The sequence below is a fragment of the Micromonospora sp. CA-240977 genome, from assembly GCF_050942285.1.
Classification (GTDB): domain Bacteria; phylum Actinomycetota; class Actinomycetes; order Mycobacteriales; family Micromonosporaceae; genus Micromonospora.
Window position 1 is genome coordinate 2,656,124 of the sequence record NZ_CP192055.1, and the last position, 14,019, is coordinate 2,670,142.

The following is a 14,019-nucleotide window of genomic DNA, read 5'->3' on the forward strand; positions in this document are numbered from 1 at the left end:
GTGCGTGCGGGTAGCATTGCCCATTGCTGACGCCGGCGGCACGTCCTCCGGTGGCGCGAGACCAGGCCGGCCGATTGTTCGGCAGGTGTTTCCCGGCGAGCGGTGAGGAGGCCGGTGTCCCACGATGTCGTCCCTCCGGCGGAGGGCACGGTGCACCCGACAGGCGACGCTGACGGCACGGTGACCGACCGGGCAGGCGACGCGCCAGCCCGGGTGACGGGCACCGGCAGCGGCTCTGACCGGGCTGCCGGCGAGAGCGCACGGCCGGCCGGTGGTCCGCCGAGCGTCCAGGCGTCCCCCGGTGCCGACGGGGTGGTGGTGCCGTTCCCGAGCGACGCCGGCGTCGACCCGTCGCCGACCGGTGGCTTCGGGCTGTCCAACGCGCCCACCGGGCGGCGGGTGCGGGCGCGGCTGGCCCGGTTCAACGCGCCCTGGCAGACCTCCCAGGTCAGCGAGGTGCTGGAGCCGCTCATCGCGAGCCACCGGGACAACCACCCCAAGGCCGACGCCCGGCTGCTCCAGCGCGCCTTCGACACGGCCGCGCGGTGGCACTCCGGGCAGTACCGCAAGTCCGGTGACCCGTACATCACCCACCCGCTCGCGGTGGCGACCATCCTCGGCAACCTGGGGATGGACACCACCACGCTTGTCGCCGCGCTGCTGCACGACACCATCGAGGACACCGAATACACCCTCGACGCGATGCGCGCCGACTTCGGCGGCGAGGTCGCCCTGCTTGTCGACGGCGTCACGAAGCTGGACAAGGTCAAGCTGGGTGACGCGGCCAAGGCCGAGACGATCCGCAAGATGGTCGTGGCGATGGCCAAGGACCCGCGGGTGCTGGTGATCAAGCTGGCCGACCGGTTGCACAACATGCGCACCCTGACCTTCCTGCCCCGCCCCAAGCAGGAGCAGAAGGCCAAGGAGACGCTGGAGATCCTGGCGCCGCTGGCGCACCGGCTCGGTATGAACACGATCAAGTGGGAGCTGGAGGACCTGTCCTTCGGCACGTTGTTCCCGAAGCGCTACGAGGAGATCAACCGGCTGATCGGGGAGCACCAGCCACAGCGCGAGGCGCTGCTGCGGCAGGTGACGCAGAAGGTGCAGACCGACCTGAAGGCCGCCAAGATCAAGGCGGAGACCACCGGGCGGCCGAAGCACCTCTACTCGATCTACCAGAAGATGATCGTGCGCGGTCGTGACTTCAACGACATCTACGACCTGGTGGGCGTGCGGATCCTCGTCGACACGGTTCGCGACTGCTACGCGGCGTTGGGGGTTATCCACGCCAACTGGCAGCCGGTGCCGGGCCGGTTCAAGGACTACATCGCGATGCCCAAGTTCAACATGTACCAGTCGTTGCACACGACTGTCATCGGGCCCACCGGCAAGCCGGTGGAGATGCAGATCCGCACGTACGCGATGCACCGCACCGCGGAGTTCGGCATCGCCGCGCACTGGAAGTACAAGGAGCACAAGGGCACCCAGATCGTCGGCCCACCGGCGCACATCGACGAGATGACCTGGCTGCGGCAGTTGCTGGACTGGCAGCGGGAGGCGGCCGACCCGAGCGAGTTCCTGGACGCGCTGCGCTTCGACCTGTCCAGCCAGGAGGTGTACGTCTTCACCCCCAAGGGTGACGTCATCCCGCTGCCGACCGGGTCGACGCCTGTGGACTTCGCGTACGCGGTGCACACCGAGGTGGGGCACAAGTGCATCGGGGCGCGGGTCAACGGCAAGCTGGTGCCGTTGGAGTCGACGCTGTCCAACGGCGACGTGATCGAGATCTTCACCTCGAAGTCCGAGACCGCCGGCCCGACCCAGGACTGGCTGGGCTTCGTCAAGAGCCCGCGGGCGCGCACGAAGATCCGCCAGTACTTCAACAAGGAGCGGCGCGAGGAGGCGATCGAGGCCGGCAAGGACGCGATCGTCAAGGCGATGCGCAAGCAGGGCATGCCGTTGCAGCGGATGCTCACCTCCGACGCGCTCATGTCGATCGCGCGGGACCTGCACCTGGCCGACGTGGCCTCGCTCTACGCGGCGGTCGGTGACAGCCAGGTCTCCGCCCAGTCGGTGGTGCAGAAGCTGATGGCCGCGTACGGCGGCGAGGAGGGTGCGGCGGAGGACATCGCCGAGACCGCCGTCGCCACCCGGCCACCGCGCAGCCGGCAGAGCAGCAACGACCCCGGTGTCGTGGTCCGGGGCGTCAGCGACGTCTGGATCAAGCTGGCTCGCTGCTGCACCCCGGTCCCACCGGACTCGGTGTTCGGTTTCGTCACCCGCTCCGGCGGCGTGAGCGTGCACCGCGACGACTGCGCCAACGCCGAGGACCTGCGGGCCCAGAGCGAACGGGTGGTCGAGGTGAGTTGGAAGCTCACCTCCGCCTCGACCTTCCTGGTCGCCATCCAGGTCGAGGCACTGGACCGGCACAAGCTGCTGGCCGACGTCACCCGGGTGCTCTCCGACGAGCGGGTCAACATCCTCTCCGCCACCGTCACCACCACCCGCGACCGGGTGGCGGTGAGCCGGTTCAGCTTCGAGATGGCCGACCCGAAGCACCTGGGCCACCTGCTGGCCACGGTCCGCAAGGTGGACGGCGTCTTCGACGCGTACCGGGTCACCTCCGGCGCCTGACGCGTACCCCGGACACGACAGCGCCCGCCGGCTCAGCCGGCGGGCGCTTCGTCGGTGCGGGTGTCAGCCCTGCGGTGGGCTCATCGCGAGGTCCTTGATGATGACCTCCTTCTTCGGGTGGCCACCGCCGGCCTGCTGGGCGAACGCCCCGTCGTCGCCGGCCTTGGCCACGTCCTTGACGATGTCCAGGCCGCCGGTGACGGTGCCCAGCACCGTGTACGCCGGGTCCAGCGGCGAGTCGCCGTAGACGATGAAGAACTGGCTGCCGGTGCTGCCCGGCTGGCCGGAGTTGGCCATCGCGATGACACCCTCCGGGTACGGCGGGCGCTTGTCGGTGGGCAGGTTCTCCTCGGCCATGCGGTAGCTCGGGCCGCCCTGACCGTCGGTGTCCCGCCAGCCGTTGCCGGTGGCGCTGGGGTCACCGCACTGCAACACCTTGATGCCCTCGGTCACGAGGCGGTGGCACTTGGTGTTGTCGAAGAAGTTCTTCTCCGCGAGGTAGCTGAAGCTGCCGGCCGTGCACGGCACCTGCGACCTGTCGACCTTGGCCGTGATCGGGCCCAGGTTGGTGTCGATCGTCATGGTCTGCACGCCCTTGGCGGACTGCTCGTTGCTCGGCACCCCGACGTCCTTGATCTGCGGGGGCCGCTGCTCCTTGGGCAGCGCGTTGAACGCGCACTCCGACGCGCCGGCCGCCGGCGCTGCGGTGTCCTTCTTGTCGTCGTCGCCGCCGAGGCTCATCGCCAGCCAGACGGTGCCGGCGACCACGAGCACCAGCGCGGCAGCCGCGCTGACGATCGCCTGCGTCTGCCGGCGCTTGCGGGCCTTGGCCGCGCGCTCGGCCATCTCCTTCTCGAGCCGGGCGCGTGCCGCCGCGCGCTGCCGCTCTCTGGTGGACGTCACGCCTGGATCCTCCTGGCTGTCTGCTGCTGGGTGCCGCTTGGGTGTGGGTGGTGGCGGCCGGTCAGCCGGCGCTGGGGCTGCTGGACGGCGCGCCGGAGGCCGACGGCGCCGGTGCCGCCGCGGTGACCGGCTCACCGACGGTGAGGCTCTGGATCGTCACGTCGGTGCTGGGCTTGACCTTTGCCCCGGTCCCATTGTCCACGGTCGGGAGGGCACCGATCTTTTCCACCACGTCCAGCCCGCCGGTCACCCGGCCGATCACCGGATACTTCGGCTCCGCGGTGGTGAAGTCCTTGAAGAAGATCAGGAACTGGCTGCCGTTGCTGCCCGGCGGGTTGGCGATCATCGCCACGGTGCCCTTCGGGTACGTCGGCGGCTGGCCGGGCGCCGGACTGGCCGACGGAACGGTCGGCAGCTCCTCGTCGTAGAACGAGTAGGTCGGCCCGCCCAGGCCGGTGCCGCTCGGGTCGCCGCAGCGCAGCGCGCCGTCGGCGGTGATCTCGTGGCACTTGGTGTTGTCGTAGAACGACCGGCTCGCGAGGTGCGCGATGCTCGCCGCCGCACACGGCGAGTTGGTCAGGCTGAGCTCCGCGGTGATCGGCCCGCCCTGGTTGGTCGTCACCGTCATCGCCCGGGTGCCCTCGGTGGGCAGACCCTTGCTCTCCGGCGTGCCGACGTCCTTGAGGTTGGTGTTTGCCGACGCGTCCTGCGGCGTCCAGAGGCAGGTGTCCTCGTTTGCCGTGTTCTGCTTCGAGTCGGAGTCGAACGCCCCGAGCGCCCAGGCGGAGCCGGCCACGACCAGCACCAGGATCAGGGCGGCGCCGACACCGGCCTGGATCTGCCGACGCCGCCGCGTGGCGGCGGCCCGGCGAGCCAATTGCCGGTCGAGCTTGGCCCGCGCCAGTTTGCGCTGCCGGTCCCTGCTGGAAGCCACCCGTGCTCCCCTTTCCTCTACCTGGTTGCCGCCGGCGGCCGGGCGTCCCGGCCCGTCCGGGCGTCACGTGTGCCGCGCCACACGCCCGCCAGAGTGTACGGCTAGTGACTGGGAAAGTGGTGTACGAGGTCCACCCCGTTCCGAGCAGCGCTTATCGGGCGTTGTCACTGTGCCCCGCGGGGCGCGCGGGACGGACGCGGCAAACTCGCTCGGTACGCCCGTTAGGCTGCTGGACAGGACGACAGCCGTTCGACGAAAGGACAGCGCCAGTGCTCGTGGCCGGCTTTCCCGCGGACGCCTTCGGCACCAACTGCTACGTGGTTGCCACCGCGCCGGGGGAGCAGTGCGTGGTGGTCGATCCCGGCATCGGGGTGCTCGACCAGCTCGACGCCCTGCTCGCCGAGCACCGCCTGCATCCGGCCGCCGTGCTGCTCACCCACGGCCACCTCGACCACACCTTCTCGGTCGCGCCGGTGTGCGGTGCGCGGGGCATCACCGCGTACGTGCACCCCGGTGACCGGGAGATGCTGGCCGACCCGGCCAAGGGCCTCTCCGCCGACCTGAAGTCGCTCTTCGGCGGCCGGCTGAGCTACACCGAGCCGGACGACGTGGCCGAGTTGACCGACGGCGCCACCCTCACCCTCGCCGGCCTGGAGATCGCCGTCGACCACGCCCCGGGCCATACCGGCGGGTCGGTGCTGTTCCGGCTGCCCGGCGCGGGCTCGGGCTGGGAGGCGGACGAGATCTGCCTGTCCGGCGACGTCCTCTTCGCCGGGTCGATCGGCCGCACCGACCTGCCGGGCGGGAGCATGCCGGCCATGCTCACCAGCCTGCGCGACAAGGTTCTCCCGCTGGCCGACGACACGGTCGTGCTGCCCGGCCACGGCCCCAGCACCACCATCGGCCGCGAGCGCGCCAGCAACCCGTACCTCATCGAGGTGGCCGGCACGTCGCCGGCCGCTCCCACCCGGGGCCTCTAGATCTTCGTCCGCGCCGCGCGCGGACCCACGACACCACCGCGCCGTGGGCGCGGCACCGCAAGGAGTACGCCGATGAGCAAGCCCACGCCCATCTCCGGCTTCCCGGAGTGGACCCCCGGTCAGCGGATGATCGAGCAGTTCGTGCTCGGCAAGATCCGGGACACGTTCGAGTTGTACGGCTTCGCGCCGCTGGAGACCCGCGCGGTGGAGCCGTTGGACCAGTTGCTGCGCAAGGGCGAGACCTCGAAGGAGGTCTACGTGATCCGGCGGCTGCACGCCGACGCCGAGGGCGCGGGCGGTGACGACCAGCTCGGCCTGCACTTCGACCTGACCGTGCCGTTCGCCCGCTACGTGCTGGAGAACGCCGGCAAGCTGGCGTTCCCGTTCCGCCGCTACCAGATCCAGAAGGTGTGGCGGGGGGAGCGGCCGCAGGAGGGGCGCTACCGGGAGTTCGTGCAGGCGGACATCGACATCGTCGACCGGGACACCCTGGCCCCGCACCACGAGGCGGAGATGCCGCTGGTCATCGGCGACGCGCTGCGCTCGTTGCCGATTCCGCCGGTGACGATCCAGGTCAACAACCGCAAGATCTGGGAGGGCTTCTTTCGGGGCATCGGGGTGACCGACCCGGAGGCGGCGCTGCGCGCGGTGGACAAGCTCGACAAGATCGGCCCGGCGAAGGTGGCCGACCTGCTGGCCCAGACCGCCGGGGCGAGCGAGGCGCAGGCCAAGGCGTGCCTGGCGTTGGCCGAGATCTCCGCGCCGGACGCCTCGTTCGCCGACGCCGTCCGCGCGCTCGGGGTGAGCGACCCGCTGCTCGACGAGGGCGTCGACGAGCTGGTCCGGGTGGTGGACACCGCCGCCGAGCACTCGCCCGGCCTCTGCGTGGCGGACCTGCGCATCGCCCGTGGCCTGGATTACTACACCGGCACCGTCTACGAGACCCAACTGCGCGGCTACGAGCGGTTCGGCTCGATCTGCTCCGGCGGCCGGTACGACAACCTGGCCACCGCCGGCGCCGTCTCGTACCCCGGGGTGGGGATCTCGATCGGGGTGACCCGGCTGCTCGGGTTGCTCTTCGGCGCGGGGGAGCTGTCGGTGTCCCGAGAGGTGCCGACCGCCGTGCTCGTCGCGGTGACGAGCGAGGAGCAGCGGACGGCCAGCAACCGGGTGGCCGAGGCGCTGCGGCGGCGTGCGGTGCCGACCGAGGTGTCGCCGAGCGCGGCGAAGTTCGGCAAGCAGATCCGCTACGCCGAGCGGCGCGGCATTCCGTACGTCTGGTTCCCGGGCGTCGACGGAGCGCCGGACGAGGTGAAGGACATCCGGTCCGGTACGCAGGTGACGGCCGGTGCGCAGGAGTGGATGCCACCCCTGGAGGACCTCCGGCCGACGGTCAGCTGACTCCCACCACTGGCGCTCATGGCCGCGGGGACCTACGGTAGCGTAAGTTACGCCACCGTAGGGAGTTTCTCGTGACCATGAGCACCACACTGAGCCAGACCGCGCTCCTCGTCGAGTTGGAGCCGGTGGTTGCCCGCAACCTCGACCGCCACCTTTCGCTGGCCAAGGAGTGGTTCCCGCACGAGTACGTGCCGTGGAGCGAAGGGCGGACCTTCGACGGGCCGCTCGGGGGCGAGGCGTGGTCACCTACCGACTCCACAATTCCCGACGTGGCCCGCACCGCGCTGATCGTGAACCTGCTGACCGAGGACAACCTGCCCTCGTACCACCACGAGATCGCCACCCTGTTCGGCCGGGACGGCGCGTGGGGCACCTGGGTGCACCGGTGGACCGCGGAGGAGGGTCGCCACGGTGTCGCGATCCGCGACTACCTGACCGTCACCCGGGCGGTCGACCCGGTGGCGTTGGAGCGGGCCCGGATGACGCACATGTCCGAGGGGTACACCAACGCCCACGGCGACGAGGTGCTGCACTCGCTGGCGTACGTCTCGTTCCAGGAGCTGGCCACCCGCATCTCGCACCGCAACACCGGCAAGGCCACCGGGGACCCCGCCTGTGAGGCCCTGCTGGCCCGGGTGGCGGCCGACGAGAACCTGCACATGGTCTTCTACCGCAACCTGCTCGCCGCCGCCTTCGAGCTGGCCCCGAGCCAGGCCATGCGGGCCGTCGCCGACGTGGTGGCCGACTTCCAGATGCCGGGCGCCGGCATCGACGGGTTCGCCCGCAAGTCGGTGGCGATCGCCCTGGCCGGCATCTACGACCTGCGCCAGCACCGGGACGAGGTGCTCCAGCCGGTGCTGCGCCAGTGGGACGTCTTCAACGTGACGGGTCTCGACGCCGACGGCGAAGCCGCCCGCGAGCAGCTCGCCGGCCAGCTGGACGACCTGGACCGCGCCGCGAGCCGCTTCGAGGAGAAGCGCGCCGCCCGAGCCGCCCGCCTAGCCCTCCGCTAAACCCCACCCCCACCCCACCCCCGCTGAGCCTCGTTGATCATGAGGTTGACGGGTCGTTCGGCCCTCGAATCACCCGTCAACCTCATGATCAACCCCACGGGGGGTGGGGTCAGGATGGGGGGAGGAGGAGGCAGGTGCTTGTGGCGTGGGCGATCAGGCGGGAGCCGGCGTCGGTGATGCGAGCCTCGGCCAGGGCCGTGCGGCGGCCACGTTGCAGCACAGTGCCCTCGCAGCGCAGGGTGCCACTGTCGACGGTGACCGGGCGGAGGAACTTCACGTTGAGATCCAGCGAGGTGTAGCCGACGCCGGCCGGCAGGGTGCTGTGCACGGCACAGCCCGCGGCGGTGTCCAGCAGCGTCGAGAGGACGCCACCGTGGACGCTGCCGAGCGGGTTGTAGTGGAACTCCTGCGGGATCAGCTCGACGACCACCCGGCCCTCGTCGGCCACCATCCGCGTCATGTCGATGAGGTGCATCACCGGTGGCGCGGCCAGCTCGCCGGCGATCATCGCCCGGAGCATGTCGAGGCCGCTGCGTCGGCCGAGCTGCGCGGCGTTGACCGCCGGGTCCGCCCAGGTGAAGGTACGGCTGCGCGCCGGTTCCTGCGTCTGCGTCATGGACGCAGCCTGGCAGCAGCTTGCTGAGTCTGTCAACGAGACCTAGCCTGGTCGGATGCGACCCGCAGCGCTGGACTGGTCCGTGGAGAACTGCACAATCGCCCGCGCGATGGAGATCCTCGGTGAGCGGTGGACCCTTGTGGTGCTCCGCGAGGTGTTCACCGGCATCCGCCGCTTCGACGACATGCGGGTGCGCACCGGCATTCCGCGACAGGTGCTGACCAACCGACTGGCCGTCCTGGTGGAGCAGGGCGTGCTGCGCCGCGAGCCGTACCGGGAGCCGGGCAGCCGGCTGCGCCACGAGTACCGGCTGACCGAGAAGGGCCTGGATCTCTGGCCGGTCCTGGTGGCCGTGCTCGGGTGGGGTGACAGGTACCTCGCCGACCCCGAGGGTCCGCCGCTGAGCGTCACTCACCGTGACTGCGGTGCCCGGGTGCGCGTCGATCTGCGCTGTGCCGACGGGCACGACGTGGGACAGCCGCGCGACGTGCTGCCCCGCCCCGGCCCCGGCGCCCGTCGCCGTACGCCCGAACCGTCGGGGCCCGCGCCGACAGCGCGGTAAGGCATCGCCAGCGGTGCGCGTCGCGCGGGGATCCGGTGTGACGGTGGCTGTGCGCCGGCGTGTCGGTGGTGTTGCGGAGATGTGGCCGGCCACGTTCGTCGAATCCGGGCGGAACCAAGCCTTGTCAATGATCTTAAGTATGTGAATACTTCAGTGCACTTGGCCGGTTTCCCCAGATCGGCCGGGTTGCCATCGGGTCAGCCGACCTCGGCGAGACCCGCTCCCCCGCCCAGGAGGTTGTTACATGCGACCCACGAGGTCCACATTCCGCGTTGCGGCAACTGTCGCCGTTTCCGGAAGTCTGGTCGTCGGCGCGCTCATCGGCGCACCCGCCCAGGCCGCACCCGCCGCCTCGCCCGACGCCGCCGCCGCGCTGTCCGCGCAACTCGGCGACCGCTCGGCCGGCTCGTACCTCGACGCCAGCGGCAGGTCCGTCGTCACGGTGACCGACGCGGCCGCCGCCAGCGCGGCGAGCAAGGCCGGCGCCGTCGTCCGCTACGTCACCCGCGGTGCCGGCGAACTCAACCGGGCCACCGCCGAGCTGGAGCGCTCCGCCAAGATCCCGGGCACCGCCTGGTGGAGCGACCCGGTCACCAACCAGGTCGTCGTCTCCGTCGACAGCACCGTCACCGGCGCCAAGCTGGAGCGGGTGAAGGCCGCCGCCGCGCGGGCCAACGGCGCGGTCCGCGTCGAGGCCGAGGCTGGTGTGCTGAGCACCCGGATCTCCGGCGGCCAGGCCATCTACGCGGGCGGGGGCGGGCGTTGCTCGCTCGGCTTCAACGTGCGCAGCGGCAGCACCTACTACTTCGTGACCGCCGGGCACTGCACCAACATCTCGGCCAGCTGGTATTCGAACTCCGCGCAGACCGCCCTCATCGGCACGCGGACCGGCACCAGCTTCCCGGGCAACGACTACGGCATCGTGCGGCACAGCAACTCGGCGAACGCCGCCGGCAACGTCTACCTCTACAACGGCAGCTACCGGGACATCACCGGGGCCGGCAACGCCTCCGTCGGCCAGTCGGTGCAGCGCTCCGGCAGCACCACCGGCGTGCACAGTGGCACGGTGAGCGCGACGAACGCCACCGTGAACTACGCCGAGGGCTCGGTCTCCGGCCTGATCCGCACGAACGTCTGCGCCGAGCCGGGCGACAGCGGCGGCTCGCTGTTCGCCAACACCACCGCCCTGGGCATGACCTCCGGCGGCAGTGGCAACTGCCGCACCGGTGGCACCACCTACTTCCAGCCCGTCACCGAGGCCCTGAGCCGCTACGGCGTCAGCGTCTTCTGATCCACGCACCGATCGCGGGCCGCCGGAACACTCCGGCGGCCCGCGCCGCGCGTCCGGGCGCCGGCCGCCGTCGCACGCCAGCTCAGGCGAGCCGGTCGGGCCGCTGCGTGGGTCGCAGGGGATCCGGGGGTACGACACCCACGGCCGGGCTCGCGACGCCACCGGCCGTCGCGGCGCCGACGGACCAGGCGAGGTGCGCCCGCCGGGCGGAGACGACCGCCAGCAGCGGCCAGAGGGAGACCGCCACCGCCGTCACCCGCTCGGCCAGCCCGGTGCGCGACCCGCTTGTCACCTCGAACGCGCACCAGCCGAAGAGAGCGAGCAACACCACTGTGGCGCTCAGCCCCACCGCCCGGCGAAACGCCCAGGGTGGCTCCGGTCGGGTCGGGTACGCGCTGTCGTGGCCACGCGGCAGCCACAGCGCCGAGCCGGCCGGCCAGAGCACCAGGGCGAGGACGGCCACCGTCGCCGTGACGCCGTGGCTGACCGAGCCACCCACCGGCGGGCGGGGAAACGCGACGAGCGCGATGGTGGCCACGCCGCCGATCGCGAGCAGGAACCGGCTGGGCAGCCCGGCCGCGTGCAGGACGGCGGCCACCGACAGGTAGCAGCAGCCGAGCAGCACCAGCGCCCCCACCATGATCCAGGGATCGGCGGCATCCTGCCCCGCCAGCTCGCTGATGGTGTCCCGGATCGGGTCGTACCCGGCGGGTTGTCGCGCCTGGGCGACCGTCCAGCCGCTCACCAGCAGCAGGGGTGCGGCTGCCGCCGTGGCGACGGCCCAGTTCGGTACGGCGCGCATTTCGCCACGTTAACCGGCGCGGCGGTCGGCCGAGTCGGGTTCGCCGGCTCGCCCCACCAGCGAATCGCGCCGGCCTGCCGGGTGCCCGGGAGGTGGGGCGGCCACCCCTGACAGAATGCCGGTGAGGACTGTTCCACGATGAGGAGTTGCCAGCCGTGATCCGTACCCACAATGCCGGAAGCCTGCGCGCCGCGGACGCCGGCTCGACGGTGACGCTCGCCGGGTGGGTGGCCCGCCGGCGCGACCACGGCGGGGTCATCTTCGTCGACCTGCGCGACGGCACCGGCGTCGTCCAGGTGGTCCTCCGCGAGGAGGATGCGCACGCGCTGCGCAACGAGTTCTGCGTGAAGGTCGTCGGCGAGGTGACCCGCCGGCCGGCCGGCAACGAGAACCCGGAGCTGCCCACCGGTGAGGTCGAGGTGACAGTCGCCGAGCTGGAGGTGCTCTCCGAGGCCGCGCCGCTGCCCCTGCCGGTGGACGACCAGATCGAGGCCGGCGACGACATCCGGCTCAAGTACCGCTACCTGGACCTGCGCCGCAGCGGGCCGGCGAACGCGCTGCGGCTGCGCTCGCGCGCCAGCCACCTGGTCCGGGGCGTGCTGCACGAGCGGGACTTCCTGGAGATCGAGACACCGACGCTGACCCGGTCGACGCCCGAGGGCGCCCGCGACTTCCTGGTTCCGGTGCGCCTGCAACCCGGCAGCTGGTACGCGCTGCCGCAGTCGCCGCAGCTGTTCAAGCAGCTGCTGATGGTCGGCGGCATGGAGCGGTACTACCAGATCGCCCGCTGCTACCGCGACGAGGACTTCCGCGCCGACCGGCAGCCCGAGTTCACCCAGCTCGACATCGAGATGTCCTTCGTCACCGAGGACGACGTGATCGACCTCGGTGAGGCGATCGTCTCGACGCTCTGGAAGGAGCTGGCCGGGCACGAGATCAGCCAGCCGATCCCGCGGATCACCTGGCACGACGCGATGGCCCGGTACGGCTCCGACAAGCCGGACCTGCGCTACGGCGTCGAGCTGACCGAGCTGACCGACTACCTGCGCGGCACCGGCTTCCGGGTGTTCGCCGGGGCGATCGACGCGGGCGGCTACGTCGGCGCGGTGGTGATGCCCGGCGGCGCGGCGCAGAGCCGCAAGGAGCTGGACGGCTGGCAGGACTGGGCGAAGGCGCGCGGCGCGCGTGGCCTGGCGTACGTGGTGCTGGACGCCGAGACCGGCGAGGCGCGCGGGCCGGTGGCCAAGAACCTCTCCGCCGAGCACCTGGGCGGGCTGGCCGACGCGGTCGGCGCCAAGCCGGGCGACGCTGTCTTCTTCGCCGCCAGCGCCACCACCCGGGAGGCGCAGGAGCTGCTCGGCGCCGCCCGCGTCGAGATCGCGAAGCGGTCCGGCCTGATCGACGAGAGCGCCTGGGCGTTCTGCTGGGTGGTCGACGCGCCGATGTTCGAGAAGACGGACGACGGCGGCTGGACGGCCGTGCACCACCCGTTCACCTCGCCGAACGCCGAGTGGGTCGACCGGTTCGAGGAGGCTCCGGACCGGGCCCTGGCGTACGCGTACGACATCGTCTGCAACGGCAACGAGATCGGCGGCGGGTCGATCCGTATCCACCGGGGTGACGTGCAGAGGCGGGTCTTCGACCTGCTCGGCATCACCCCCGAGGAGGCGCAGGACAAGTTCGGCTTCCTGCTGGAGGCGTTCAAGTACGGCGCTCCGCCGCACGGCGGCATCGCCTTCGGCTGGGACCGGGTCTGCATGCTGCTCGCCGGCGCCGACTCGATCCGCGAGGTCATCGCGTTCCCGAAGACCCGGGGCGGGTTCGACCCGCTGACCGGCGCGCCGACGCCGATCACCGGCCAGCAGCGCACCGAGGCCGGCATCGACGCCAAGCCGAAGCCGCCGGCCACCGCCCACACCGGCACCGCCGGCCCGGCCGCCCCGGTGGCCGACCCGGTCTGACCGCACCCCGGCCCTGTTTGGTTGATCAAGAGGTTTGCGTCATCATCGCCCGCGAGATGACGCAAACCTCTTGATCGTTGGCGGGAGTGGTTCGGGTGCGGGTGCTTGTTGTCGGGGGTAGTGGCTTCCTGGGTCGGGAGATCTGTCGGCGGGCCGTCGACGCCGGTATGTCGGTCGTCGGGACCTTCCACTCCGGGTCGATCACCGGCCCGGGGGTGGCCGCGCGGCGGCTGGACGTGACCGATCGGGCCGCGGTGCGCGCGCTGGTCGCCGAGGTGCGGCCGGACGCCGTGGTCGCGACCCCCTATCGGTACGACGACTGGGCGGTCACCGCCGACGGGGCCGCGAACGTGGCGGTCGCCGCCGCCGAGACGGGCGCCCGACTTGTGCACGTGTCGAGCGACGCGCTGCACGCCGGCCGACCCACGCCCTACGCCGACGACGACCCGCCCACGCCGGTACACGCCTACGGGGCCGCGAAGGCGGCGGCCGAGACGGCTGTGCGGGCGATCGACCCCGGCGCGGCAGTGGTGCGTACCTCGCTGATCCTGGGGGAGGGCAGCAAGCAGATCCAGCTCTGCCGGGACGCGCTCGCCGGCCGGGCCGTCCTGTTCAGCGACGAGCTGCGCTGCCCGATCGACGTCACCGACCTGGCCGACGCCGTGCTGGAGCTGGTCGCCTCGCGGTACGCCGGTCTGCTCAACGTCGCCGGCCCGGACGCCGTGAGCCGCGCCGAGCTGGGCCTGCTTGTCGCGGCGCGGTTCGGTCTGGACGCGGCCGGGCTCACGACCACCACCACGGCGGTCGTCGGCCTGTCCCACCCCCTCGACGTACGCCTCGACAGCTCCCGCGCCGCGGGCCTGCTGCGGACGCGACTGCGGGGAGTACGCGAACTCCTGGCGCACTGAACCGCACGAGCACC

General features: G+C 71.6%; 12 protein-coding genes. 8 read left to right on the forward strand and 4 right to left on the reverse strand.

Annotated features, from left to right (window positions below):
* Window positions 1-114 precede the first annotated feature (114 nt).
* Entirely contained in the window at window positions 115-2,634 is a 2,520-nt protein-coding gene (locus ACQPWW_RS12305) for a RelA/SpoT family protein (protein WP_433132202.1), read from the forward strand.
* Window positions 2,635-2,697: 63 nt separating this feature from the next.
* Here the strand turns inward: ACQPWW_RS12305 and ACQPWW_RS12310 are convergent, their stop codons facing one another.
* Together ACQPWW_RS12310 and ACQPWW_RS12315 are read right to left on the reverse strand one after the other, a co-directional pair.
* On the reverse strand, window positions 2,698-3,537 hold the full coding sequence (locus tag ACQPWW_RS12310) for a peptidylprolyl isomerase (RefSeq protein ID WP_433132204.1): 840 nt from the start codon (window positions 3,535-3,537) through the stop codon (window positions 2,698-2,700).
* 61 nt (window positions 3,538-3,598) lie between these two features.
* The gene (locus tag ACQPWW_RS12315) at window positions 3,599-4,471 is read right to left on the reverse strand and encodes a peptidylprolyl isomerase (protein ID WP_433132206.1); all 873 of its coding nucleotides are present in this window, start codon (window positions 4,469-4,471) and stop codon (window positions 3,599-3,601) included.
* A 269-nt stretch (window positions 4,472-4,740) separates the two neighbouring features.
* On the opposite strand from ACQPWW_RS12315, the gene ACQPWW_RS12320 reads away from it, so the two are divergent.
* The 3 genes from ACQPWW_RS12320 (at window position 4,741) to ACQPWW_RS12330 (ending at window position 7,865) form a co-directional block, all read left to right on the forward strand.
* A complete protein-coding gene (locus ACQPWW_RS12320; RefSeq protein ID WP_433132208.1) occupies window positions 4,741-5,451 on the forward strand; it encodes an MBL fold metallo-hydrolase in 711 nt (236 codons plus the stop codon).
* Between the two features lie 72 nt (window positions 5,452-5,523).
* Complete coding sequence (gene hisS, locus ACQPWW_RS12325) at window positions 5,524-6,852, forward strand: histidine--tRNA ligase (protein ID WP_433132210.1); 1,329 nt, start codon at window positions 5,524-5,526, stop codon at window positions 6,850-6,852.
* Window positions 6,853-6,929: 77 nt separating this feature from the next.
* Window positions 6,930-7,865, forward strand: coding sequence for an acyl-ACP desaturase (locus tag ACQPWW_RS12330; protein WP_433134295.1), 936 nt, complete (start codon window positions 6,930-6,932; stop codon window positions 7,863-7,865).
* A 109-nt stretch (window positions 7,866-7,974) separates the two neighbouring features.
* Here ACQPWW_RS12330 and ACQPWW_RS12335 read toward each other — a convergent pair whose 3' ends face one another.
* Window positions 7,975-8,481: a PaaI family thioesterase gene (locus ACQPWW_RS12335; RefSeq protein ID WP_433132212.1), complete on the reverse strand. Its 507-nt coding sequence runs from the start codon at window positions 8,479-8,481 to the stop codon at window positions 7,975-7,977.
* A gap of 55 nt (window positions 8,482-8,536) precedes the next feature.
* Between ACQPWW_RS12335 and ACQPWW_RS12340 the strand changes: the two genes are divergently transcribed.
* A complete protein-coding gene (locus tag ACQPWW_RS12340; RefSeq protein WP_433132214.1) occupies window positions 8,537-9,043 on the forward strand; it encodes a winged helix-turn-helix transcriptional regulator in 507 nt (168 codons plus the stop codon).
* Between the two features lie 244 nt (window positions 9,044-9,287).
* Entirely contained in the window at window positions 9,288-10,334 is a 1,047-nt protein-coding gene (locus tag ACQPWW_RS12345) for a S1 family peptidase (RefSeq protein WP_433132216.1), read from the forward strand.
* A gap of 82 nt (window positions 10,335-10,416) precedes the next feature.
* Here the strand turns inward: ACQPWW_RS12345 and ACQPWW_RS12350 are convergent, their stop codons facing one another.
* On the reverse strand, window positions 10,417-11,136 hold the full coding sequence (locus ACQPWW_RS12350; RefSeq protein ID WP_433132218.1) for a DUF998 domain-containing protein: 720 nt from the start codon (window positions 11,134-11,136) through the stop codon (window positions 10,417-10,419).
* Between the two features lie 155 nt (window positions 11,137-11,291).
* Between ACQPWW_RS12350 and aspS the strand changes: the two genes are divergently transcribed.
* The gene (gene aspS, locus ACQPWW_RS12355) at window positions 11,292-13,097 is read left to right on the forward strand and encodes an aspartate--tRNA ligase (RefSeq protein ID WP_433134297.1); all 1,806 of its coding nucleotides are present in this window, start codon (window positions 11,292-11,294) and stop codon (window positions 13,095-13,097) included.
* 95 nt (window positions 13,098-13,192) lie between these two features.
* Entirely contained in the window at window positions 13,193-14,005 is an 813-nt protein-coding gene (locus tag ACQPWW_RS12360) for an SDR family oxidoreductase (protein ID WP_433132220.1), read from the forward strand.
* Window positions 14,006-14,019 lie beyond the last annotated feature (14 nt).

Excerpts from the sequence above, each read along its gene's own strand:
- ACQPWW_RS12330 (WP_433134295.1), top strand. The coding sequence starts at position 6,930 with ATGAGCACCACACTGAGCCAGACCGCGCTCCTCGTCGAGTTGGAGCCG.
- ACQPWW_RS12340 (WP_433132214.1), top strand. The coding sequence starts at position 8,537 with ATGCGACCCGCAGCGCTGGACTGGTCCGTGGAGAACTGCACAATCGCC.
- hisS (WP_433132210.1), top strand. The coding sequence starts at position 5,524 with ATGAGCAAGCCCACGCCCATCTCCGGCTTCCCGGAGTGGACCCCCGGT.
- ACQPWW_RS12335 (WP_433132212.1), bottom strand. The coding sequence starts at position 8,481 with ATGACGCAGACGCAGGAACCGGCGCGCAGCCGTACCTTCACCTGGGCG.
- ACQPWW_RS12350 (WP_433132218.1), bottom strand. The coding sequence starts at position 11,136 with ATGCGCGCCGTACCGAACTGGGCCGTCGCCACGGCGGCAGCCGCACCC.
- ACQPWW_RS12345 (WP_433132216.1), top strand. The coding sequence starts at position 9,288 with ATGCGACCCACGAGGTCCACATTCCGCGTTGCGGCAACTGTCGCCGTT.